We start from the raw sequence: 25264 nt of genomic DNA on the forward strand, positions 1-25264 counted from the left end.
CTCCTATTGCGTAGCAAGCTGCATAATTTTTTCTTGATCGGCTTCATTTGCTAGCAGCTCTCCTTTGATTTCTCCTTCTGCCATTACATAAATGCGATCACTCATTCCTAAAACCTCTCCGAGCTCAGAAGAAATCATAATAATACTCATTCCTTCCTTAATCAGTTCGTTCATGACGGAATAAATTTCAAATTTTGCTCCAACATCAATACCTCGTGTCGGCTCATCTAGAATAAGAAGCTTAGGACCAACAAACAGCCATTTACCTAACGAAACCTTCTGTTGGTTACCACCACTTAATTTACCGACAAGCTGTTGCACGGATGATGCTTTAATTCCTAAAGATGCTTTATATTTTTCTGAGACTTTAATTTCCTCGTTGTCATTGATAATACCTTTTGAAGAGATGCCTTTCATATTTGCCGCAGAGATATTATTCTTAATGTCCTGAAGTAAGAAAAGGCCATCACCCTTACGATCCTCAGTGACATACGCAATTCCTGCTTTGATAGCATCACTCGTGTGTTTAAAATTTTGAGGCACTTCGTTAATGGTTAAATCCCCTTGTAGCTTATAAGATTTAGAGTTTCCGAAGATGCTAAGGGCTAGTTCAGTACGACCGGATCCCATAAGACCTGAAATACCGATAATTTCCCCTTGTTTGACATGAAGGTTGACATTTTTAGCAACATCTCGACCAATTTTCGGATCATACGCAGACCAGTTTTTTAATTCGAGAATTTTCGTACCAAATTTTTGCTTACTTCTCTTCGGATAAATATCTGTAATCTCTCGACCGACCATGTTCTTAATAATAGTGTTTTCGGTCATTTCTCCCTTGGCTGCATCTAATGTACAAATTGTTTGTCCATCACGGATGACTGTTGCTTTATCCGCAATTGAGATGACTTCTTTTAACTTGTGTGAAATCATGATGCAAGTAATGCCCTGTCCCTTTAACTCTCGTAATAGATTCAGTAAGTTTTCGCTATCGTCCTCGTTAAGTGCAGCAGTTGGCTCATCCAAAATAAGAAGCTTTACTTCTTTACTTAACGCTTTTGCAATTTCAATTAACTGTTGTTTTCCTACGCCCAAATCTTTAATTAACGTTTCAGGATTTACTTTTAAATTTACCTTTTCAAGCATTTTTTTGGACTCGACGATTGTTTGATTCCAATCAATTACGTTACCACGGTCCACTTCATTACCTACGAATATATTTTCATAAACTGATAAATCAGGAAACAACGCAAGTTCTTGGTAGATAATAGCGATTCCGGTATCGACACTATCGTTAATTTTGTTAAACTTTTGCACGCTGCCATTAAAAACAATGTCACCATCGTACGTTCCGTATGGATACACACCGCTAAGCACCTTCATCAGCGTCGATTTTCCCGCTCCATTTTCACCGATTAAGCAGTGTATTTCCCCTTTTTCTACTTTAAAATTAACATCACTGAGCGCTTTGACCCCAGGAAATTCCTTCGTAATCTGATGCATTTCTAGAATATACTCGCTCATGATTAACCTCCCTTACGAAAACAACTAAAATAATTAGAAATAGTGACAGACGTATCTATCACTATTTCCATAAAGCATGCGCATTTTATTTTAGACCTTCAAATTCGCTCTCTTCATAGTAGCCAGAATCAATGAGCTCACTCTTAACGTTAACGTCCTCAACGACGATTACATCAGTTTGTTTTGCATCTACTTCTTTGCTACCGTTGTCATAAGAACCAGTTGTTTCAGGTGAACCACCGTCTAAAACAGCAACTGCCATTCCAATTGCGTCTTTTACAAGTGTACGAACATCTTTAAATACTGTCATTGCTTGCTTACCATCAATAATATATTGGATAGAAGCTTTTTCAGCATCTTGCCCAGTTACTACATAGCTTGAAACCTCAGGATCTGATCCAAATACATCAGCGATAGAGCGTGCTGTTCCGTCATTTGGCGCAAGAACTGCAACATCACCCTTCATATCTGCTCCTACAGCTGTTAAATGTGTTTGAGCTTTATTTTTCGCTTCATTAGGATCCCAGTTAGTTGTAACCTGTCCTAAGATTTTACCCATTTCATCACGTGAAAGCTCAGCTTTATCTTTTAAAGCTTCTGCTTCGCTAGAGTTTGCGATGACAAAAGTGCCATCAGCAATCTTTGGTTGAAGTACGCTCCAAGCTCCTTCAAAAAACAAGAATGCGTTATTGTCAGAAGCAGCTCCAGCATATAAATATAAAGGAGTGCCTGAGCCGTTAGCATTGTCAATTAAAAATTGTCCTTGAGCTGCACCTACCGCTATGCTATCAAATGTAACGTAATAATCTACAGCCTCAGTTCCAGTAATAAGGCGGTCGTATGCAATGACAGTAACGTCATCCTTTTTAGCAGCATCTACTGCACCCGCTGCAGCTGCCCCGTCCTGTGGAGCGATAATTAAGACATCGATTCCTTTGTTAAGTAATGTTTCAACATTTTCTTTTTCTTTAGCTGAAGATCCTTGGCTAAATAAAATTTCTGTTGAGTAGTCTGAATCTGCTAATGCATCTTTAAACCTTTGCTCATCTTGTACCCATCTAGGTTCATCTTTCGTAGGTAAAACAATACCGATACTTACATCGTTACCACTTCCTGTAGTAGCACTACCGCAGCCTACAGCTACTAGTGCAAGCATCATGACAACGATGGCCGCTATAATTCTCTTTTTCATCAAAAATCCCCTTTCGAATTTAAGTTGTGTCTTAATAACTCCAATATAGCAGTCAGGCATTATGATGAAAACGCTTTCTATTAGCACAATTTTAATATTATCTGTATTTTTTTAATATTAGTTTAGTAAGTTGCTAACCTACTTATAAAAATGCGTATCTACTGGAAGGGTAAAAAACCGCCAGGATGCATCCTGGCGGTCTGTGAATAATAAATTCTTTTGTTATCTGTCGTATACTTCTTCAATAGAATGAAAGTCGTCAGCGATAATTGTTTCATCGATATTATGCTTATTTACTGCAATTGGTGAAAGGAGAACAGAAGGCACCTCGAATTTCCCATTATTAATGGTAGTCTGAACATCAACAACTTGACCTTCTGCTAGCTTAACAGCAAGCTCAGCAGCTTTTTCGGTTAAATCAATAATTGGCTTATAAACAGTCATTGTTTGTGTTCCATCAACGATTCGTTGAACAGCAGCAAGCTCAGCATCTTGACCAGAAACTGGGATTTTACCTAGAAGCCCTTGTTCAGCGAGTGCTTGAATGACAGCTCCAGCGGTTGCATCATTTGCAGCAATGACAGCATCAATCTGATTATTATTCGCTATTAAAGCTGCTTTCATATTTTCATAAGCATTTTCAGGTAACCAATCTTTCGTCCATTGGTCATATACAATCGTAATATCTCCTCTGTCAATGAATGGCTTGAGGACGTTAAATGCTCCTTTTCTAAATAAATGGGCGTTATTATCTGTTTCTGCTCCGCCAATATATACATACTTTCCTGTTGGAACCAATGATGTAATTGCTTTCGCTTGAAGCTCACCTACCTGTTCATTGTCATATGATACGTATAAATCAAGCTTAGCGTTTTTCACTAGTCGATCATAGGAAAGTACCTTAATACCAGCCAAATGGGCCTTTTCAACGATCATTGCTGTTGATTCTGCGTTGTGAGGAACAACGACGAGTATGTCGATGCCTAGACTAATTAATTTTTCTGCTTGTGAGATTTGCAAGGCATCGTCTCCATTTGAAGCAAAGATTTCTACTTCTGCGCCAAGTGCCTCTACTGCTTCTTTGAAGCGATCTCTATCTCTTAACCAACGCTCCTCCAATAATGTATCCATAGAAAAGCCAATTTTAAGCTTTTTTTCCTCATCTACAGATTCAAATGTCGTTTGTTCTTGTTCTGGCAGAGTCGAATTTGTTGTCGAATCTCTTTCATTTAAGCATGCTGTAGTCATTGCAAGCAGAGCCAAAAAGAACAATAGTAGACTTCCTTGACAAAATAACCGTTTCATAGGATAAATTCGCTCCTTTTCTACTGAAAGGAAAACTTTTTTAATAGTTTTAGCTCTCAGCGATACAAGTGGATTTGTCAATCAGATGAAGCATATCCTCCACCGATAACGAAAATGTTGAAGTTTTTTAACGACTTGGTTATTCCTTCATTCCGATAAGTGATTTACGATATTCGGTCGGTGAAGCGCCACACAGCTTTTTAAACACTTTACTGAAATAGTTTGGGTCGTGATAACCGACTTCGAATGTAATTTCTTTTAAGCTTTTATCAGGATTCATCATCAGCTTCTTCGCCTTTTCGATGCGACATTCTGTTAGGAAGCTGATGTAGTTCACCCCAAGCTGTTCTTTAAACATCTTACTAATATAAATAGGACTTAATCCAACTTTGTGTCCGATTTTATCTAGTGAAATTTCTTTATGAGAATGTTCAATAATGTACTGCTTAATTTGTTGAATAGTGTCATCTTCTAATTGACTACAATAATCTACATAGGACTGCCACATATAATCTAGTAAATAACTTGTCTCAGCTTGAAGCTGTCGAAAATCATGTATTTGTGTCGAGAACAAAGGGGTATAAGGCTCAACTCCCAGTTCAGTTAACACGCGAGATGCAATCCAAAGCAACTCTAGTACACGTTGCTGTGATTGCATTACGTTTGTTTTTTCACTCTCATAGCGGTGGATTAAATTAATCACGTATGAAGAGAATTCTTCCCATTTCCCATTTCGAACTTGATCAAATAGCTTCTTTTCCAGTTGTTTTAAATTTTGATCCTCTGAGTTCTCATCATGTGTAGGTAAATCAGCATAAAAACGGAATCTTACATGAGGCTTCGCCTCTTTGGTTGCTATAAGTGACTCCTGATAAGAATGGCGTATTTTGTCTAATGAATGACATACATTTCCTATGCCGATAAACCAACTCGTGTTATTAGTAGATTTCGGAATAGATAGAATGGCTTGAGCAAGAGAAACTGCTTGTAAACGAAATGATTTCTCTTGTTGTCTGAACACGATAATTGGCAATTGGCGACCATATAAGGCTCCAACCCAACCTCGTTCTGTCTTTCTTACCTTCTCTTTGATAGCTGAATAGAAACGTTCTGCTCCTTTTGGAAGCAAGACGCTCATTACAAATTTTTCGTTTGACATTTGAATATCTAATAGTTGAATTAACTCGTCTAAATGTATGTCATGCATATGGTCGAAGAGCAGTTGTGTCACTACATCAGTTTCAACGATGGGTAATGTTTTTTGAAGAGCATGCTGTTGAAACGTACTTATCGCCATGGATTCTCTTTCTTGTTCGAGTAGGCTCAATACTTTTCCGACCGTGTCTATGATTTCACTCGTCTTGCTTGGTTTCAGTAAATAGTCCTTCACTCCTAGCTTCATTGCTGTATGGGCATAATCAAACTTGGCGAAAGCAGTGATCATAATAAATTTAATATTCGGATGATCTTTATTAATTCGCTCAATTGCTTCAAGCCCATTTATTCCTGGCATCTGAATATCCATTAAGACTAAATCTGGTGAAAATTCTTCGACTATCTGGATAGCTGCTTGTCCATTTTTTGCTTGCTCTATAACAAGACCGGAGAAGTTTTTTTCTAGAATGTATTTTAGACCTTCTCGTTCTACTTGTTCATCATCAACGATTAGGAGTTTCACCATCTTTTTCGATTCTCCTTTTCTTCGGAATTTTCAACACAACCTTTGTACCTATTCCAAGCGTGCTTTCAATATCCATGATATTTTCATAGCCATAGAAAAGTCGTAACCGTTTACCAACATTACTCATGCCAATCCCAGTTGAGTGTCCTTCGGTATCAATACTGTTACCCTCTAATATTTGCTTCCTTTTATGTTCGTTCATCCCAGGGCCATCGTCCTCAATTTCAATTGTCACTTCGTCAGTACTGTTGATTGCACGGAACCAAATGATGCCACCTTCTTCTTTTGGCTCAATAGCATGTATTACCGCATTTTCAATGATTGGCTGCAACGTTAGCCTTGGAATTTGTAAACCTAGACATTTTTCGTCTATATTCATATGAAATTGTAGGCGTTCGGTAAATCTTGCTTTTTGTATATCAATATATTGCTGAAGAATATTAACCTCTTCAGCAAGAGTAGTAGATTTGTCTAAGCTTTTTAAATTATAGCGCAACAAGCTGGCAACGCTTACTATAAGATCACTAGTTTCTTCTGAGCCTTCCATATACGCCTTTTTAGAAAGCGTATTAAGGGTGTTATACAAGAAATGAGGGTTCATTTGGCTCTGTAAACTATGGAGCTGGCTTTCTTGTAGTAAGAGCTTGTTCTCCTTTAGTTCATTTTCGAGCTGTGCATTTTGTTGTACTTCCAGTAGAAAGTTATTTATATTAATTCGCATACGATCAAACATCTTTGCGAGAAACGAAATTTCATCATTGGAATCAACTTCAATTTTAGAATTGAATCGTCCTTTTGATAATTCAATAGCGGCTTGGGTCAACTTCTTTACTGGTCTAGTAATTCTCAAGGAGAACCAGTAAGTAAATTGTACGAGCAACAAGGTAATTAACAATAACAGCCAAATTCCAAGCTTTTTCAGTTCTTCTGATTGTTCAATAATTCCACGATAGAAACGATCGTACGTGTTTAGCTCTTTGTCAATTAATGTGAGTGTCATCTCAGATATATATTTAGATATGTGCGTAGCTTCTGTTAATACTTCTAAATAATCTTCTGTTTCTTTCTCTGTACGGAACAGAAGCGAGCGTTCCGTTGCTTCAATGAGACTATCGATTAAATTTTCATAATTGGTTAAGGCAAAATCATTTTGGTTATTTCTAAATTTAGACACTTCATCCTTTTTATTTTGAAGTTTATTTACGTTAAGTTGAAGCGCTTCCAAATTTGCAAATGAAGGATTGAGTAAATAGTTGTTCAAATCTGTGACCATTTGCTGACTGACACTTGATACCTCATTCATACTTAAATAGCGTTCAAGTATATCATTATATTGATTTTGCGTTTTTTGATTATAATAGGTGAGTGAAATCCAAATTGCGACCATGATGAATAGAATGACTGTGGCGAGTGCCCATATTTTCTTTTGTAGACTGTTCATCGCACATCTATTGCCTTTACAACTTTTATATCTGTGAAATAGCCATCTAAATTAAGTTGCTCTTTCTCATTCTTCAGCCATTGCGTAATAAGACTTACACTCATTTTTCCCATCTCCTGAGGGGATTGCTCTATCATTCCGTCGAGCTTTCCTTCTTTAAGAAGTGATAACGACTCTCGGTCGTCATCAAAAGAATAGATATAGTAAGGCTCGACTTGTGATCTGCTCTCAATCTCAAGAACCATTGTTTCAGAAATATTGGCATTCACAGCGATAAAAGCATCGACATGAGGAAACTTATTCAACATACCTTTTGTTGTCGCATTAACGCTTTCCCTAGTTAGAGATGTTTCTGCTTCAATTGCATCTATGTGTGGAAACGAGTTTAAAACGTCTTTTATACCTTTTAACCGTTGGTCTTGATAATACTGATGCTGACGGTCAAACATGAGTATCACTTCCCCTTTGTCGCCCATGTCTGATATTAACTGCTTAGCTATTAACTGCCCTGCTAAGTATTGGTCAGAGCCGACATATGTCCGTCTTAGGCTCTCATTCATAGGAACGTCATTAGCAACTGTAATAATTGGAATTCCATACGATGCAGCTTTGATCTTCGTTAAATTTTTAAAATCATCTGTATCATAGCCTTGAACAATGATCCCATCAACTTGTGAATAGATAGCAAGTTCAATTTGCTTCAAGAAGTCCTCTTTGTTATTACCATAACTGCCCCAAATCTCAAGGCTTGCCTCTTCACTTTGTGCTTGTTCAAGTGCACCTTCCCCAACCTTAACCCAAAATGGCGTATCTAGATCTTGGGTAATTAGAACTAGTCGATAGTCTGACTCTGCCTTGGCTAATGTCTCTGGTAATTGCCAATCAGTTCGAAATACTTTACTGGCCGAAAGAAATGTGAAATAGAATAGGATGATAGAAACAAAACTAAGTATGAAAACTACGATTTTCTGCAAGAGAATAATCTCCTTTGTTTCTTATTGGCTATTTTCGTAATATTTGTTAGACCATGGCACATTTTTCTGTAACTTGATAGCTAACATACAAAGCCACTTTTTATGGTGCAAATTTGGTGATAGTAGAAACAAAGTACGAAAAGAGCCTATTCTTTTAATCATCTTATCACAAGTAAGTAAAAATCTACTATGCTATTTTTCGCTATATTAATGGAGGAATATGGTCATGGCGGATTTTTCAGATGTAATGATTGGCTGTTGTTGCTTTAAGAGGTAAACACCTACACAACTAGAGTTCGTGGCACCTTTTCTTGGACAACGATGACCAACAATGTAAAAAACTTAGCAACAAAGTTTACGACAAGAGCTGTTACATAATTATGTTTTACGTGTAGTTCAATCTTATTTGCATTGAGGTATGCGGTCCTTATACTTGATATAGGAAATGCATTCGAATAGAGAAGTATTTAGCTAAGTATAACTGTAATATTTGAAGATGTTAGACAGGGGAATGGTTGTGTCAAAAGGGGGACCAATTAACCCCCTTTTTAGTCTTCCATTAAGGTATAAAATAACTCTCCACATTTACTATATTTCACTTCAATTATTTTAAGCTTACAACTTCTAAACCCTCATCGTGTAAAAAACTGATTATACTTGGCAGTGCGTCTATAACAGCTTGTGATTCATGGAGAAGAATAATAGATCCGGAAGGGTTTGAGCTTCGAATATAGTTAATGATTTCGTTTGAGCTCTGAACCTTCCAATCCTTTGGATCCTTATTCCAAAGTACCATCTTATGTTGATGTTTTTCCAATAACTCAATAGTTGACTCATTATTTGAACCATAAGGAGGCCTAAATAGAGTTACGGGCTCATTCGTTAGTTCTTCAATTAATAGATTTGCTTGGATGATTTCATGTTCTTGATTGTGTAGGGAGAGATTTGTAAGTTCTTTATGGTACATTGAATGACTACCGATCGAATAATTGTTAGATTGTGCATACTTTACGTATTCAGGATATTTCTTAACATTCACACCGGTGAAAAAGAACGTACCACCAACCGTATGCTTCTTTAATATGTCTATAATCTCTGTAGTATATTTAGAAGGACCGTCGTCAAAGGTTAATGCTACCTTGCCATCAGGGATGCTGAAGGTAATTGCATCATTCAGTTGCACAAATGGAATTTCGGATATAATATTCTGATTCTTCTTTATTTCTTCCTTTGCAGGTGATTCTTCATTCTTTGGAAGTGATTCAATAGTTTCTTTTTCAACACTCTCTGCTAGCACAGGAGTTTTACTAGACAAAAGATTAAAGTACGAATTGTTAGAAAAACCTAGCAAAATAGTAGAAATGACAATAAATGAGGCAACGGTAATCCAAGCAACCTTATGCTTTCTATTATTAAGAATTTTTCCTTTGGGATGTATTTCGCCTTCTTGTTTTACTTCAGTATTACGTGCGGGTTGTAGCTTATCATTTAAAATTTGATTGATTTGTTTGGAATGTTTAAAAGCGTTTAGTCCTCGTACATACTCATCAGAGCAGGAGAAATAGATTTTTTCACTATTGTCTCTATATGTTCTCGTTATGTAGCTTCTATGTTGCTGTATATTTGAATTCCAAGAGGTGTGAAAGGACATTCTATATTTAAATTTCCCAGAAAAATCAGTCGATTCTTTTAAGCTCATAGCTGTTTCAGTATCAATTTCCCAAAGGAGTTCAATATCTATTTCAAAAGAATATTTGACTCGTAAAAAAGATTTGTTCAGATTGTTTTCTATTGATAATAGTTCTAATAGCTTACTATGATAGACTGACATACTGTCCCCTTTCTCTTAGAGGTAACTAAAGAGCTACATGCTCATGTTTACTCTGTTGTAGTAGATGTAGTTGTTTTTGGAGAGAAAGAAAAAGACAGCCGATCCGTAAAATCATTAATTGTTTGCATTAATTCTGCTTTTTCATCTTGGCTTTGTTTGTATTGTTCTACAACCTTGTGATTCTCTACTTCTAAATCTCTAATTTTCTCTTCAAAGTCTTTTATTAACATCATTTGTTCATATTGCTTGTTAGTTGATTCTTCTTTGAGTTTGTTATATTTATTAGTTTCTTTCTCAAGTTGGTTTGTTATATTTCCAAACTCTATTTTCGACGAACTTTGATAGTCTTTAAAATCTTCAAGTAGCTGATCATAACTCATTTGTTTGTTAGTAAGGTTAGATTCTAATTCACGAATTTCCTTATCTTTATCTAATAAAATTTGTTCCTTCTTTACTTGGCTATGTTTTAAGCGGCCTATCATTTCATTCGCCGAATACAATTGGCTTTCAAGTCCCTTATTTTTATATTGAATCAATTGTCGGTCATGTAGCATATTTTCTAGAGAAACTATTAAATCTAAGGCTACTTTGTCTTGATCATCTTTTGATAATAAGTTTTTCTTACTAGTTGTTTCAGATTGTTCGAATTCTTTGAATTCTTCATCAATAGATGATTCTTCAATCATTTCTTGGGAAACATCTTCTTCCATATTTATATTGTTTTGTTCAGGTTGACTTTGATTAGATAGGACTCCTTTTAACCAACCTCTTGAATTGCTCTTTGTATCCTTGGCCATCATTTTCTCTCCTATCTCAATGTATGAATAAATTATTGTTTATCAGATAGAATGGTATTAAATACTTACTAGAGTAGTATTAATCATCATTATACACCTTTTGAAGCCTAGAGTGGTAAATTCTAATCTTATTGTACGATTATGTAAATGGATGTCAATGTATGGCGAAAAAAATTGACATTTGTAGCAGAAAAAGATACTTAAGTTATAGGTAAAAAATACTATAAATAGCATAAAAAAGAGACTAATGAACTAATTCTATTAGCGTTTATATATAGAATGGGCATGTATTCATTGCAGACTCTTTTCATAAATTTGTTGTATTTTTAATAATATATGAACAGGTAAATAGGGGTTGTGGTGAAGTATTTATTAAAATTAATAAGAAATAAACCTAATTTGGCAAAGGCTTTGATGAGTGTGGATAAAGATGAGGATGAAAAGGATGAATATCATTAGCAGTAGTTGTCACAATAAACTGTTTTGGTAGTTAATTAGGTCTGGCTTACAAGTATTTGAGCCATGTTTCTTTACAACATTGTTAAGGTGCTAATTACATAAATATATTTATAGTAGAAAGATACTGTTTATGGTAGACTAGTACTACATAAACTTCTTCAGAATTTTTAAAAAATAAGGATCTTTTCGTAAATTTTGTTGTTATAGTTCATAAACTAGAAAGTAAGAGTGTCGTTTTAATCAATACTTATCATTTTAGAGAAGTAAATTGTATTAGTGTTTTTTTATCAGTATGAAAAACAACAGTCTATGCAAAAACAACCAAAAAAACACCGCTTTCCAATTATTAGCGGTGTTATATTTCCTAATCTAATTATTTTGTACTAGTAATAGATAATATTGGTGGTAAATTCTCATCTTCTGGAGACGCTAGAGCTGTTGATCCTAATGCACCAACAATTATTAGACTCACAGAAAGTGTTAAAATGATTTTCTTCACACGTTTCATAACATATCCCACCTCTCAATAATTAATTATATTTTACTATATACCGTCTAACGATAAATTTGCGATAAATGAGTATTATGCGAGATTAGGACTATCATGCTCGTAATTTCTTCAGAATTCGTCAACTGATATAAACATATTGATTTTTTATGGAAAGGGGAATTTGTTTTCATGGATACAGAGAACCTATTACCGAAAATAGCATCAAACCTTAGAGAATTGAGAAAGTTTCAAAAAATTTCTCAAAAAAGGTTAGCTGAAGGGATATGTACTCAGTCTTATATAAGCATGATTGAAAAAGGTGAAATATCCCCATCTGCAACAATATTACATGCCTTCGCTATTCGATTAGGAGTTGATATTAATTATTTCTTTGATGTTCAGGAAAATTTAATGTACCAGTATCAAGACGAATTGATAAAGCTCATAAAAGAGGCAAGGGATAAAAATGATTATACAGAAATACGTCAGTTATTAAAAAAACAGGAACAAAATCCGTTCATGAGTTCTACTAAAATGCAAAAATTTATGAATTACCATAAAGGGCTGTGTTGTTATTTTCTTGACCATGACGCAAAAGAAGCAATAGAAATTTTAAATCAAACTTTATCTACAGATGAACATACTCAAGGTTTGTATCATTCAGAGGACATTGAAGCTTTAGTTGCCATTGCAAGTATTCATACTGAAGAAAAAAAATGGCCTGAGGCAAAACCATATTTTCTACAAGCTTTTGATATTGTGAAGAGATATCAAGCTGCAATAAAAATTCAGACAGTGCAAAAAGTTTATTACAATTATATTCGTCTGTTGTATCTGTCCGGGTCATATACAGAGATTATTCAAGTAGCTGATAAAGGAATTAACCTTTGTAAGGAAAATGATAGCTTATATTTACATGGTCAATTATTATATTATAAGGCTCTTACATTAAATAAACTGGAACGATTTGATGAGGCGATTACATTTTTTGAAAAAGCTATTATGGTATTTAGCGTTCAGGAAAATCAACAGCTTGTCGATTATACTAGAAAAATAATAACTAAATTTAAAGACATAGAAAAAAGCAATAGGTAGCGAGCTGCTATTTGCTTTTTTCTATGTCTTTTTTTATGTTTTGATGGTGGAGGCAGGGTTCAAAGTTCTTAGCTAGTCTATAATTATTCTTTTCGAAATTATTTCGCGTCAGTAGTTATTTGTAATTTTATTTTTTTCGGTAAAATTACCTAGATTGTAAAACACTCACGAAATATTTTTACTATATTAAGGTTTCTAGGCATATTTTAAGGCAAATCCCATATGTTTTAAATTAATTACACGTTTTAAACATACGATTTCATGGAGCATCGTTATAAATAGTGAATAGTTTCACGAAAAAATTCGTTCTTTAGCATTATTCGACAATTTATGACGAAAGTTGCATATACAAATATGATGTATTTTGCAATGATATTCATGTAACGGTCGTGCGTATTTAAAACGGTGTAGTTTTTTATAGAGGGGGGGAAACTAGTAACTTTGTGTTCACTTTAAAGTCTTGTAATTTAAATTTACGAAACATTTAGTAAACTTAAACTCTTATGATTATTTTGCTATATTCTATTAAACGGGGTGTGTTGAGTGAAATTTAAAAAAATATTATCTGTTTTGACAGCGGTTACAATTAGTGCGTCTATGATGCTCCCATCTTTACCAGCTACAGCCGAAATTTCAGAAAATGATGTACCCGTGGGTGCAGGTGGATATTCTACAGTTGCCAAAGGGACGCAATTGTATGGGTGGGAACTTCACCCAAGAAGAACGCCACAGGATTTTGACTATTCAACAAGTAATTTAGATGGGAAGCCATTACCTACAAATGACTGGATTAGCTCAGTATTATGGTATCAATATTCAGGGGCATTATATGCACACCCTTTGTCATACCAAGCAACTCCAACTGGTTTCGAAATAAGTAACCCTCCTAAAACTGTTAATACATTATTGGATGGAGAAAATGAACTAGAAAGGGAGCATAGACCTGGACAAATAGATCTTGAGGTTCAAGCGACAACATTTTCTCCGGTAGATGCACGAGCAGATAAACTTTCTGATTGGGCGGCTGACATTTTAATGGCAAGTCCAGACGGTAGTAAAAATATGAAAGCTACGATTGCTCATGGAAGTCCATATGCATACTTCACATTTGAGGGTGGCGAGCCTAAAGTTGTTTTTAAAAACCCAACAACGATTGTAAAGCATGATAATGCATATCTACAGTTATCCGTAGATAATAATGGTCAAACAAACTACTATGGGCTATATGCTCCAGCAGGTTCTACATGGACTATGAATGGAACTGAAGTAGTTGCAGATTTACCAGATGGGAAAAATTACTTTACAGTTGCTGGCTTACCGGACGGTAGTGAAAACACATTTAACTTCTATAAAGAACGCGCTTTTGCGTTTATTACAGATACAAGAGTAGATTGGAATTATCATGAAGCAAGTAGTACGTTAACGACGGATTATACAATTACAACTACACCAATGGAAGGTGCCAATAGAGAGACAATTACAGCGTTATATCCACATCAATGGAGAAACAACCCTCTTATTCCAAACTCAGCGCATTTATACGAATACGATTCAATTCGGGGAAATATGAAAGCGATTTCTGGAACGTCTTTTAGTACACAATACGTTTACAACGGAATATTACCGACAATGCCAAAGCTTACAGATCCTGCTGATATTGCAAAATTAGAAGATTATGTAAGGCAATATTTTGATTATGGAATGTCTTTAAATCCAAATTTTGTTCAAGCTGGAGCAGATGGTGGTAATGGCGGCTATGATACGTATTGGATGGGGAAAAATTTAGGACGTAATTCTAATATCATGCCAATTGCCGATCAACTAAACGACGAACATAAAAAGGGAGAATTTATTGACTCAATTAAATCAACACTAGAATGGTGGTTTACACCGACAAAATATAATGAAGCTGGGCAACCAATTGAAGACAATTATTTTTATTATGATGACCATTGGAAAACGTTAATTGGTTATAGTGCAAATTATTTTTCAGATACGGAATTAAATGACCACCATTTCCATTGGGGTTATTGGATTTATGCAGCAGCACAAGTTGCTCTACAGGAACCAAACACAGCAAACGCTTGGGATAGTAACTCACAATGGGGAGGTATGGTTAATGAGTTAGTTGATGACATCGCTACAGTAGATCGTAATTCAGATGACTACCCATTTCTAAGAAACTTCGATCCATATGCTGGTCACTCTTGGGCAAATGGCATGGGCTTCATAGATGCAGATGATTGGAGATATGGCGGGAACAACCATGAGTCTTCATCTGAAGCGATGAATGCATGGGCTTCACTCATACTTTGGGGCGAAGCTACAGGGAATTCAGAAATAAGAGATGCTGGAATTTATATGTTCACAACCGAGCAGCAAGCTATTAATAATTATTGGTTTGACATTTATGGAGATGTATTTGAACCAGAGTTTTCAAATGATGATGCAGTAATGGTATGGGGAGGCAAATATAACCATACTACTTGGTGGACAGAGAATCCAATAGAAGCACATGGGATTCAGATGTTACCGATTACACCTGCATCACTTTACCTAGGTAGGGATCCAAATTATGTGAAGCGTAACTACGATAATACGTATGCGGAGTTTCCAAACTATTTACAGAAAAAAGCTCAATATGGTTGGCAGGGTCTAGATAATCCAGATACGTGGCAGGACATTTTAGTGTCATACTATGCATTGTATGATCCAGCGGAAGCGTTAGCAAAATGGAAGGATGAGGATTCAGAAGTAGACCCAGCGGTTGGAGTAGAGTTTGGTGAAACGAGGGCGCATACGTATCATTGGATAAGATCTTTAGATGTGTATGGCTTACCAAACTTTGATATTACAGCGAATAGCCCATTATATTCTGTATTCTCCAAAGATGGGAATAACACATACGTTGCTTACAATGCATCAGATTTTGAGCAAACAGTAACATTCTCTGATTGCTTTGAATTAGTAGTCCCAGCTAACGCAATGGCTCAAGAAACTGCAGTTAGCCCTGGTGGTAACTGTTCTGCAACACCTCCTGGTGGAGGTAATACAGATCCTGATATAGAAGCTCCTAGCTCACCAGAAAATCTCCAGTTGTCTGGAAAAACAGCAAGGACAGTAGATTTAACATGGACAGAGGCTACGGACGATACTGGCGTAGTGGCTTATGACATTTATCAAGATGGTGAGCAAATAGCAAGCACACCAAGTGTAACGTATCAAATTACTGGATTAACAGGTGAAACGACGTATACATTTGAAGTCATTGCTAGAGATGCAGCAGGTAATTTATCAAATCCAAGCAATAGTTTAATCGTAACAACAGATCCTGCTCCTGATGATAATGAAGCACCAACTGCGCCAACAAATGTGGACTATTCAAGTAAGAGTGAGACGACAGTAGATTTAACATGGATAGCAGCAACAGATAATATAGCGGTAGAAGGCTACGATATATATCAAGATGGTGTATATGTTGGATCGACAACAGCGACAGCGTACCAAGTGACTGGCTTAACAGCAAATACAACCTATACATTTGAGATCATTGCAAAAGACGCAGTAGGGAATGAATCTGTAGCTAGTAATCAATTAATAGTAACAACTGATGCAACACCAGGTAGTGGTGGGAATAATGAGATTGTTACAGATAATTATACGATTAATATAATTGACCAAGGAACAGATATCACTTTTAAGTTCACACCAACTGGTAATGTTTCTAATTTCGTTGATTTACATTATAAAATTAATAATGGTGCACAGCAAAACGTACGGATGATCGAAAATGGTGTGACGTGGGAATATACAATTCAAGGGTTGAGCGAAGGTGATGCAGTAGATCATTCCTATACTTACACATTAGGTCAACCTGCATATGTGTCTGAAACGTACAGTTATATAGCAGGATCGGGTTCAGGAAGTCCACCAAATGATGTAGAAGCACCAACCGCTCCTCAGGGTCTTATAAGCACTGCACAAAGTGAAACGACTATTACAATTAATTGGGAGGCTGCTTCTGATAATGTCGGAGTAGTGGGTTATGATATATACCAAGACGGAGTGTACGTTGATAATACAGCATTAACTACCTATCAAATTATCGGACTATCAGGAGATACGGCTTATTCTTTTGAAGTGATTGCAAGAGATGCTGCTGGTAATGAATCAGCTGGAAGTACAATAGATGTTACAACAGAGGCGCCACCAATAGACGGAAATCCAGATAACGGAACAATTAGTCATGAAGATTTTACAATCGACATTGAAAACAATGGTGGTAGTGCGACATTTCATTTTACACCAACAGGAGAAGCTTCTAATTTTGTAGACTTACATTATACGATTAATGGTGGTGCACAGCAAAATGTCGGTACGACAAATAATGCTGGGACGTGGGAGTATACAATTAATGGCTTAACAACGGGTGATACCATTGAATTTTTCTACACATATACAATTGGAACACCAGCATATGATTCAGTTTGGTATGAATATACACATTGATTGTTGTTTTACTTGGCATCTGAACTCGTTAGAAACACATGACATGAAGTCTAGTCGTTATTATGATGTGAAATATTAGGTAAGAGTTGTAATCATTCAATATTAAAGCATGTTGTAGATTATACATTTCTACGACATGCTTTTTGTTTTGTGGTAGGATAAGATGGCAAAACTGTTACTAACATAATGATAATAAAAATTTGAAGATAGGATGACACGATGGCTGCTGAGATACGTTTAAAGGTAAAACCAAAATTTATAAACAAATTTAAAAATGGTTATCCGCTTATTACGAAAGAAGCATTTGTCAATATTAATGATTTAAAAGAAGAGGGCACAATTGTTAAGGTTGTCGATGATCGAAACTCATTTATCGGAAGAGGCTATTATGGCAAACAAAACAAAGGATTTGGCTGGATTTTAACCCGAAATAATGGTGAACAGCTTAATCAACAGTTTTTTAAGGAAAAAATTAAAGTAGCGCTTCATGGAAGAAGTCATTTTTTCGGTAAGGAAGATACAACTGCATTTAGGGTTGTTAATGGGGAAGGTGACGGCTTAGGTGGTATAACAATTGACTATTTCGATGGCTACTATGTCATTAATTGGTATAGTGAAGGCATATATACATTTCGCGAATATGTCATTAACGCGTTAAGTGAGCTTGTTGACTATAAAGCGATATACCAGAAAAAAAGGTTTGCAACAGACGGTAAATATATTGAAGAGGATGGCTTTGTAACTGGTGAAAGAGGGCAGTTTCCAATTTTAGTAATGGAAAACGGTGTTCATTTTGCCGTGTACTTAGATGATGGAGCGATGGTTGGTGTTTTTTTAGACCAAAGAGAGGTAAGGAAAACTGTTAGAGATAAATATGTAGAAGGAAAATCAGTGTTAAATTTGTTCTCCTACACTGGCGCATTTTCGGTCTTTGCGGCTTCGGGTGGTGCATCAAAAACAACGAGTGTTGATTTAGCTAATAGAAGCTTAAGTAAAACAATAGAACAATTTGAAGTGAATAGCATTAACTATAAAGAACACGACATCATCGTAGAGGATGTTTTTAAATACTTTAAGTATGCTGTGAAAAAGGAGAAAAAATTTGATGTAGTCATACTAGACCCGCCTAGTTTTGCCAGATCAAAGAAATTTACTTTTAGCGCAGCGAAGGATTATACAGATTTAATAAAACAAGCTATTTTAATTACCGAACATAACGGGATGATCGTTGCTTCAACGAATTCAAGTGCCTTTAATATGAATAAATTTAAAAAGTTTATTGAAATTGCTTTTAAAGAAATGGGGAGACGCTACAAAATAATTGAACAATTTTCTCTCCCAGAAGACTTTAGAACGGTGAAAGAGTTTGAAGAAGGTAACTACTTGAAGGTAGTGTTTATTCAAATTACTGGTGAATAACAAAAGGGATGCCGAGGCATCCCTTCGCTTATGAGATATTTTCTTTGTTATATCCTTCTACATATTCATCGTTGTCTAATACTTCAATAGCATTCAACCGATGTAAAAAGTTCCAATAAAATTCTAAATGTCTAAGCTTGGAATTACGGACTTTCTTCTTCATCATTTACATGTCTCATAATTATTACAGGATGATTACTAGCTTTGAAGTCTTGAATAACATTTTCCATTTCTTAAAATCACCGAAGTTAACAATATCGTTTTACACATCAATGACTTGCACCCACCCATTACTTTAATAGGGAATTATTCAACATTGAAGATTGTTTTCCAACCAAATAAATTCCAAATTTTGAAAAACAAAAAAAGAGCAGGAAGAAAAACCTGCTCAATCGGTTTCGTTGTTTGCGCATTTTGATATAACTTCTTAAACACTTAGGGATTCGTGGCATCTTTTTAAAATGATGTCTCACAGACAAACCTCTAGCAACTAAGGTAACGACAAGAGCTTTCTGTTTAAATTACTGTGCAACTTGTTGCTTTAAATTACCTTTTTGAGAAGCTGGCTTTTGTTGCGCTTTAATTTTATTAATATCCATACGGATAAGGAAAGAAGTAATTAACGCGATTGTTAAAAATGCTGCAAATATATAAAATGTAGCATTATAACTGTTTGTTGTATCTTTAATATATGATACGAGCATTGGTCCAAACACGCCTGCCATAGACCAAGATGTTAATAAATACCCATGAATTGCACCTAATTGCTTTGTACCGAATAAGTCTCCTATAAATGCTGGTAAAGAGGCAAATCCTCCACCGTAAATGGTTAAAATAAGGAAAATTAATGTAACAAATATCGCCTGGCTAGAAACTGTTGGTAAGATTAAAAATGCTACGAGTTGAATTGAGAAAAATATGGTAAACACATTTGTTCTACCTAAATAATCTGATGCAGTAGCCCAGCCGATGCGTCCACCACCGTTAAAGAAGCCCATAATACCAACCATACTTGCAGCGGCTACAGCTGTCATACCTACTTTTTCTTGAGCCATTGGTGAAGCAACTGAAATGAGCATGATTCCTGAAGATATGTTAATAAACATCATTAACCATAACATCCAAAATCGTTTTGTTTTTACTGCCTCGTTAGCAGTAAGCTGAGCAAGGTCAGCTTTGATTTTTACTTTTCCTTTTTCTGACGCTTCCTTCATCCCAGCTGGTACCCATCCTTCTTCAGGTCGAGCTATATATAATGCTCCTGAAATCATGAGGATAAAATATGTGATGCCTAGAATGAAAAATGTTTGTGATAATCCAACGTTCTCAATTAAATAGTTGGCTACTGGGCTACAAATTAATGCACCTGCACCAAACCCCATAACTGCCATGCCGGTAGCTAAACCACGGCGATCTGGGAACCATTTAACTAATGTAGATACCGGTGCTATATAACCTATTCCCAATCCCATTCCACTAATTAATCCATACGTTAAATAGTAGCCATATAATGATTCAAGTTGAATAGCAAATCCAGTCCCTATTAGACCTGTTGAAAATAAAATGGCTGCAACGATAGCTGAAAAACGAGGGCCTTTCTTTTCAACTAGCTTGCCAAAAAATGCTGCAGATGTTCCTAAACAAAAGATAGCGATTGTAAATGCTAGGGCAGTTTCAGTACTGCTCCACCCTAATTCATCATGAATTGGTTTTTTATATACACTGTATGCGTATACAGAACCGATTGAAATATGGATGGCAATCGCTGATAAAGCAATTAACCAACGGTTTTTTTGTTTCATTCGAAACCTCTCCTTTTGTTATGTTAATTGTAAATGAATGAGTTAAGTTTGTGAAAACTATCACAAACTTAATGTAATTTAATTATACTGTGTAAAAAAACGATTGGTATAAAATTATTATGACGACTTTGTGAAACATTGAGCATGATAGTTGTTACATTAAGTTTTGCACTAATTGTTGCTTTATCGACTGACAACCTATGCAAGTATACAGCTGGCATGGGTGGTATTTTTTGATTTTTAAAGATGACAAACGTATATCAGTAAGCAACAAAGTTTACTCATATAGCTAATTACTTTTCTGTTAGAGGGTTATCATGATATGACATTTCAACCTATTATAAGTAGTATGGGGGATATGTTGGTAGGAACTTTTTATGAAAAAAATAATATGATATAAACGAATGCCTATATAACATAATTCTTTGCTTTTTTGTCCATTTTGCTTTAGCACTCTCAATTAAATGGAGGCGATCATTTGTATCCGCAATACCCATATTACGGGTTTAAGCAAGTAACACAACAGGTTCCTATTGCATTTCCGCCACAGCATCAAGAAGTTCATCCTGGGCTTGAATATGAAATGATACCGAGGCCAATTTCCGAAGATCCTCATTATCGAAGTGGCAATAAGCTGCACAATAAAGTTGCTATCATCACAGGTGGAGATAGTGGAATTGGTAGAGCTACTGCCATAGCTTTTGCCAAAGAAGGTGCCAACATAACGATAGTTTACTTAAATGAACACCAGGATGCAGCTGAAACGAGGGAAAGGGTAGAGAGCTTAGGAGGAAAATGTTTAGTCATAAGTGCGGACTTACGTAAGGAAGAAACGTCACAGCAAGTAGTCAAGAAAACGATTGAAACGTTCGGAAAGTTAGATATTCTCATCAATAATGCTGCTGTTCAATACGTGCAATCAAGCATTCTTGATATATCATCTGAACAGCTTGAAAATACGTTTCGAACGAATGTCTTTGCAATATTTTATATGACAAAAGCAGCACTTCCGTATTTGAAAAATGGAAGCTCAATCATTAATACGGCATCTATTACAGCCTTTCAGGGTCAAAAATTCTTAATTGATTATTCGGCTACGAAAGGGGCTGTCACTACTTTTACACGCTCGCTATCTTTATCATTAGTTGAACACGGAATTAGAGTAAATAATGTCGCTCCTGGCCCTATTTGGACCCCGCTAATTCCTTCGAGCTTTTCGGCAGAGCAAGTAACACAATTTGGTTTAGAAACACCGATGAAACGTGCTGGGCAGCCCTTTGAGCTTGCACCTGCCTTTGTATATTTAGCTTCTGATGATTCTCGATATGTGACAGGTCAAACAATACATGTAAATGGGGGAGTGATTTTAAACACATAGCTGCTATATTGTTGGTCAAGGATCGTTATTGGAAAGAGAAGGTCAGCCTTCATATGACAAAGAGGGGCTTGACCTTTTGTATGTTCTAACAGGCAGATTAATAGAAAATTAGATATAATAAAAACACTATAGTTTTTTTATGGAGGGGAGTAAAAATAAGAGTCTTAGAGGTTCTCATGTTACTATTTGTTTTCTTAACAATAGTAGCTATCATATTTAAAAGCTTTGGGAATATGAAAATAGCAAAATTAATACCTTTTCTAGCAATACTTGTGTTTATTCCACATGTGTTATTTGAAGGAATAAGATGGCAGCTTTATCCTATTTACATAATTATTGTGTTTCAGTTTTTAATGACAATATTATTTCGAGTAGGATTATTAAAGAAGCGAAGGTTGGAAAATGACAAAAAACTGATACGAATGAGTTTGCCTATAGTCATAAGCGGATTCCTATTAACAGTGTTATTTTCCTATGCATTCCCTGTATACAAAATTCCTACACCATCAGGACCACATGAAATTGGTACGATATCATTTGACTTAATAGATGATAGTCGGGAGGCTATTTATAGTGAAGATATAACCGACAATAGGAAAATAAAGCTACAAGTTTGGTATCCTGCACAAAATGTAGGTTCGTATGAGCAAGTCCCGTGGCTACAGGACGGTAAAATAGTGGCGGAGGGTGTCTCGAAATTAATGGGATTTCCGGATTTTGTTCTTAGTCACACGTCTTTAGTGAAGTCGAATGCCTACCTTAATGCCCCTATTAGTAATGAAAAGGAACAATACCCAGTCATTATTCTGTCCCATGGCTGGACAGGATTCAGAAATATTCATACAGATGTTGCAGAACTATTAGCGAGTAATGGGTTTGTTGTAGTAGCGATTGATCATACATACGGGTCAGCTGTCACTGCTTTTAATGATGGTGAAGTAGCTTATGTTAATGATGAAGCATTACCAGATCGTGAAGAAACTCCTAACTTTTTAACTTATGCTAATACGTTAGTAAAAACATTTGCAGGAGATATTCAAGCTACACTTGATCAGCTAGAAATGATGAATACAGGCCAAAATAGTTCTCCTTTGAAAGGTAAATTAGATTTAGCCAATATCGGTGTGATCGGTCACTCTACTGGGGGAGGGGCTGCTGTAGCGACTGCACTCCATGATAAACGAATAAAGGCGTTAATTGGATTGGATGCATGGGTTGAACCTATAGAAGAACAAGAGCTGGATAGCGGACTACAAATTCCATCTCTGTTTTTAAGAAGTCATGAGTGGGAGCAAGGCTATAATAATGAGCATTTGTATTTATTGTTAGGCAGTAGTATGGCTCCTGAGTTATATCAAATTAACAATACCGGTCATCAAGATTTCTCTATGATTTATATGTATTCACCATTAAGTAAATATTTTAACATTACAGGAAAGCTTGACGGGAGAGAGGGTGCCAGCATTCAACACGACTTTATTCTTACCTTTTTTGAAAAAAATATTTATGGTCAAGTAACGAGCAAAATCGCAGATGTGGCAAAGCAATATGAGGATGTACAAATCATAACTTCATATCGTAACGAATAACCTCTGTTAATTAATTTAGCTATTATTCCAAAGACTGTTTTCGCATTGGTTGTTTTTCGTACAAAATAAACACGGATCAAACTATAGTTTCGTAGCATCATTTCTTCTATATTATGATGATAATCACAAAAGACTTCTTTTTTTACTGTGGTAATTTTGTATAAATAACAACAAAGTTTACGAAAAAAATATTCATTTTTGACCTAGGTATACATAGAGTGAAGGTGACAAAAACGAGGTATTTGTGTAGTTGGGATAATGTGATAAGAGTCTTTTCTAACCTTGTGGTGGAGAAGACTCTTATTCGTTCCTTTAAAATGTGGTTAGTTTTTCTTCTTCTTTATAAAAGTTAGTATGAAAACTGAAATAATAATTAGTATGCCGAGTGCAACATAGTTAATGTTACTCAATGGGTTGTCAAGATTAACCTGCTCAAGATTATCTGCTGTTGTAGGCTGTTGTATACTATTTAAAGTCGCAATATCGTCTTGCGCAGACCCCATTGATTTTGTTGGACTGCAAATGGATGATACAAGTTTGTTATCTGCATCCAAGTGTGCATACACTAAATAGTCTTGTTGTAATGAAAAGTTAATACCACAGCTTGCTGAGTCTATTGCTGTAAAAACCTTCACTTGTGATTGTTCAATGCCCTTCCAGCTACTAGTTACTTCGAACAATACCTCGACATCGGAAAAATGAGATTGGAGAAATGATTTACTTTTAGAAATATTGATGACTTTTCCTGAAAATATGGCGCCATACTGCTCGTAGGCTTCTTCAACTGGGGGTGATGGGACACAAGAGCAGGCATTAGCTTTTGTAGTTAACATGGGTATTAATAACATGAAAACCAGTAACGATGTGAGACATAATCTAACGTATTTCATCAGCTACCCTCCCCTCATACTTTAAGTTCTATTCACATATATTTGACGATTAAACGAATCAAATTGTTACAAAGGATGCTGTGTTTGGGTGCACCTTTCTTAATTACATATTGTAACAGAACATATTAGAGTTGAGATAAATGTCAATGATGCTATATGAATCCATTTTATGAGGATAAATATATCAAATTGAATAAAACTAATGCTAATAAACGAAATTCTGATAGAGTGATGGAGATTGGGGCTGAGTAGTTATGAAAAATGTTGAATGTGATTTTTCACCTATGAAACAACAGTTGAAGGCAGATATGAAGCAGGTAATAACTAACTTAGAGGAAAGTTTACAATCAATTGATGATGATAAAAAATGTTTGTTAGGAGAGTTAGAAGATATTAAAAAAAGCTTTGTACAGATTGAAATGAACGCAGCATCATTTTATTTAAATTGTTATTTATCCTCTTATACTGATAAATATGAAGATATTTCACTTAGTATTCAACATATGTCGGATCGTCGACATGGCGGCTTAATTGTTGTACAACGACAAGATCCTCTTAGTTCGTATATCCAATCTAATATACCGATTGAGGCTCAACTAACCTCCTCGTTATTAGAGTCTATTTTCTTTCCGGGAAATCCACTTCATGACGGTGCCGTCATTATTCATGGAAATCAAATAGTTTCAGCAGCCAATGTTCTCCCACTTTCAAATCACTATATAGGCAAAAGCAAATTAGGGACACGCCATAGGGCAGCGCTTGGTTTAACGGAGAGGTGTGATGCGTTAGTATTAATTGTTTCTGAAGAATCAGGGAACATATCATTTACTATTGGAGGACATCTCTATCCTATCGCTAATGCGAAATCACTGTAGCAGGATGTTCTTT

General features: G+C 35.7%; 18 protein-coding genes. 6 read left to right on the plus strand and 12 right to left on the minus strand.

Annotation, left to right across the window (positions count from 1 at the left end):
- Positions 1–3: 3 nt before the first annotated feature.
- The 9 genes from JM172_RS13380 to JM172_RS25180 all read right to left on the minus strand — a co-directional run bounded on the left by JM172_RS13380 (position 4) and on the right by JM172_RS25180 (position 11712).
- Positions 4–1524, minus strand: coding sequence for a sugar ABC transporter ATP-binding protein (locus tag JM172_RS13380; protein WP_214482856.1), 1521 nt, complete (start codon positions 1522–1524; stop codon positions 4–6).
- An 85-nt stretch (positions 1525–1609) separates the two neighbouring features.
- A complete protein-coding gene (locus JM172_RS13385) occupies positions 1610–2716 on the minus strand; it encodes a sugar ABC transporter substrate-binding protein (RefSeq protein ID WP_214482857.1) in 1107 nt (368 codons plus the stop codon).
- Between the two features lie 222 nt (positions 2717–2938).
- Entirely contained in the window at positions 2939–4021 is a 1083-nt protein-coding gene (gene xylF / locus JM172_RS13390) for a D-xylose ABC transporter substrate-binding protein (RefSeq protein WP_214482858.1), read from the minus strand.
- Positions 4022–4160: 139 nt separating this feature from the next.
- Positions 4161–5702: a response regulator gene (locus JM172_RS13395; protein WP_214482859.1), complete on the minus strand. Its 1542-nt coding sequence runs from the start codon at positions 5700–5702 to the stop codon at positions 4161–4163.
- Positions 5680–7143, minus strand: a complete 1464-nt coding sequence (locus tag JM172_RS13400) for a sensor histidine kinase (protein ID WP_214482860.1) — start codon at positions 7141–7143, stop codon at positions 5680–5682. Before JM172_RS13400 ends, JM172_RS13395 begins: the two co-directional genes overlap by 23 nt.
- Positions 7140–8117: a sugar ABC transporter substrate-binding protein gene (locus tag JM172_RS13405; protein ID WP_214482861.1), complete on the minus strand. Its 978-nt coding sequence runs from the start codon at positions 8115–8117 to the stop codon at positions 7140–7142. Before JM172_RS13405 ends, JM172_RS13400 begins: the two co-directional genes overlap by 4 nt.
- A gap of 604 nt (positions 8118–8721) precedes the next feature.
- Entirely contained in the window at positions 8722–9948 is a 1227-nt protein-coding gene (locus JM172_RS13410) for a polysaccharide deacetylase family protein (protein ID WP_214482862.1), read from the minus strand.
- A gap of 47 nt (positions 9949–9995) precedes the next feature.
- On the minus strand, positions 9996–10745 hold the full coding sequence (locus JM172_RS13415; RefSeq protein ID WP_214482863.1) for a hypothetical protein: 750 nt from the start codon (positions 10743–10745) through the stop codon (positions 9996–9998).
- An 832-nt stretch (positions 10746–11577) separates the two neighbouring features.
- On the minus strand, positions 11578–11712 hold the full coding sequence (locus tag JM172_RS25180; RefSeq protein ID WP_284730459.1) for a hypothetical protein: 135 nt from the start codon (positions 11710–11712) through the stop codon (positions 11578–11580).
- A 171-nt stretch (positions 11713–11883) separates the two neighbouring features.
- Here JM172_RS25180 and JM172_RS13420 point away from each other — a divergent pair, with 171 nt between their 5' ends.
- The 3 genes from JM172_RS13420 to JM172_RS13430 all read left to right on the plus strand — a co-directional run bounded on the left by JM172_RS13420 (position 11884) and on the right by JM172_RS13430 (position 18717).
- Positions 11884–12789 carry a helix-turn-helix domain-containing protein gene (locus JM172_RS13420; protein ID WP_214482864.1) on the plus strand — a complete coding sequence of 302 codons (906 nt, stop codon included), beginning with the start codon at positions 11884–11886 and terminating at the stop codon, positions 12787–12789.
- Between the two features lie 543 nt (positions 12790–13332).
- Positions 13333–17298 (plus strand): glycosyl hydrolase, encoded by a 3966-nt coding sequence (locus JM172_RS13425; protein WP_214482869.1) that lies wholly within the window; start codon positions 13333–13335, stop codon positions 17296–17298.
- A gap of 219 nt (positions 17299–17517) precedes the next feature.
- Entirely contained in the window at positions 17518–18717 is a 1200-nt protein-coding gene (locus JM172_RS13430) for a class I SAM-dependent rRNA methyltransferase (RefSeq protein ID WP_214482870.1), read from the plus strand.
- Positions 18718–18745: 28 nt separating this feature from the next.
- Here JM172_RS13430 and JM172_RS25185 read toward each other — a convergent pair whose 3' ends face one another.
- Positions 18746–18880: a hypothetical protein gene (locus JM172_RS25185; protein WP_284730460.1), complete on the minus strand. Its 135-nt coding sequence runs from the start codon at positions 18878–18880 to the stop codon at positions 18746–18748.
- Positions 18881–19238: 358 nt separating this feature from the next.
- The gene (locus JM172_RS13435; protein ID WP_214482871.1) at positions 19239–20519 is read right to left on the minus strand and encodes an L-lactate MFS transporter; all 1281 of its coding nucleotides are present in this window, start codon (positions 20517–20519) and stop codon (positions 19239–19241) included.
- Between the two features lie 478 nt (positions 20520–20997).
- On the opposite strand from JM172_RS13435, the gene JM172_RS13440 reads away from it, so the two are divergent.
- Both JM172_RS13440 and JM172_RS13445 read left to right on the plus strand, forming a co-directional pair.
- Complete coding sequence (locus tag JM172_RS13440) at positions 20998–21897, plus strand: SDR family oxidoreductase (RefSeq protein WP_214482873.1); 900 nt, start codon at positions 20998–21000, stop codon at positions 21895–21897.
- 176 nt (positions 21898–22073) lie between these two features.
- A complete protein-coding gene (locus tag JM172_RS13445; RefSeq protein WP_214482874.1) occupies positions 22074–23486 on the plus strand; it encodes an alpha/beta hydrolase in 1413 nt (470 codons plus the stop codon).
- Positions 23487–23809: 323 nt separating this feature from the next.
- Here the strand turns inward: JM172_RS13445 and JM172_RS13450 are convergent, their stop codons facing one another.
- Complete coding sequence (locus JM172_RS13450; RefSeq protein ID WP_214482875.1) at positions 23810–24376, minus strand: hypothetical protein; 567 nt, start codon at positions 24374–24376, stop codon at positions 23810–23812.
- Between the two features lie 254 nt (positions 24377–24630).
- On the opposite strand from JM172_RS13450, the gene cdaS reads away from it, so the two are divergent.
- Complete coding sequence (gene cdaS, locus JM172_RS13455; RefSeq protein WP_214482876.1) at positions 24631–25251, plus strand: sporulation-specific diadenylate cyclase CdaS; 621 nt, start codon at positions 24631–24633, stop codon at positions 25249–25251.
- Positions 25252–25264 lie beyond the last annotated feature (13 nt).

This window comes from Bacillus sp. SM2101 (assembly GCF_018588585.1).
In the GTDB taxonomy this organism is placed as follows: domain Bacteria; phylum Bacillota; class Bacilli; order Bacillales; family SM2101; genus Nanhaiella; species Nanhaiella sioensis.

Bases quoted from the DNA above. Each gene is read 5' to 3' on its own strand.
- xylF (WP_214482858.1), bottom strand. From the start codon at position 4,021: ATGAAACGGTTATTTTGTCAAGGAAGTCTACTATTGTTCTTTTTGGCT.
- JM172_RS13410 (WP_214482862.1), bottom strand. From the start codon at position 9,948: ATGTCAGTCTATCATAGTAAGCTATTAGAACTATTATCAATAGAAAAC.
- JM172_RS13385 (WP_214482857.1), bottom strand. From the start codon at position 2,716: ATGAAAAAGAGAATTATAGCGGCCATCGTTGTCATGATGCTTGCACTA.
- JM172_RS25180 (WP_284730459.1), bottom strand. From the start codon at position 11,712: ATGAAACGTGTGAAGAAAATCATTTTAACACTTTCTGTGAGTCTAATA.
- JM172_RS13380 (WP_214482856.1), bottom strand. From the start codon at position 1,524: ATGAGCGAGTATATTCTAGAAATGCATCAGATTACGAAGGAATTTCCT.
- JM172_RS13400 (WP_214482860.1), bottom strand. From the start codon at position 7,143: ATGAACAGTCTACAAAAGAAAATATGGGCACTCGCCACAGTCATTCTA.
- JM172_RS13420 (WP_214482864.1), top strand. From the start codon at position 11,884: ATGGATACAGAGAACCTATTACCGAAAATAGCATCAAACCTTAGAGAA.
- JM172_RS13435 (WP_214482871.1), bottom strand. From the start codon at position 20,519: ATGAAACAAAAAAACCGTTGGTTAATTGCTTTATCAGCGATTGCCATC.
- JM172_RS13450 (WP_214482875.1), bottom strand. From the start codon at position 24,376: ATGAAATACGTTAGATTATGTCTCACATCGTTACTGGTTTTCATGTTA.
- JM172_RS13430 (WP_214482870.1), top strand. From the start codon at position 17,518: ATGGCTGCTGAGATACGTTTAAAGGTAAAACCAAAATTTATAAACAAA.
- JM172_RS25185 (WP_284730460.1), bottom strand. From the start codon at position 18,880: ATGAAGAAGAAAGTCCGTAATTCCAAGCTTAGACATTTAGAATTTTAT.
- JM172_RS13445 (WP_214482874.1), top strand. From the start codon at position 22,074: ATGTTACTATTTGTTTTCTTAACAATAGTAGCTATCATATTTAAAAGC.
- JM172_RS13415 (WP_214482863.1), bottom strand. From the start codon at position 10,745: ATGGCCAAGGATACAAAGAGCAATTCAAGAGGTTGGTTAAAAGGAGTC.
- cdaS (WP_214482876.1), top strand. From the start codon at position 24,631: ATGAAAAATGTTGAATGTGATTTTTCACCTATGAAACAACAGTTGAAG.
- JM172_RS13395 (WP_214482859.1), bottom strand. From the start codon at position 5,702: ATGGTGAAACTCCTAATCGTTGATGATGAACAAGTAGAACGAGAAGGT.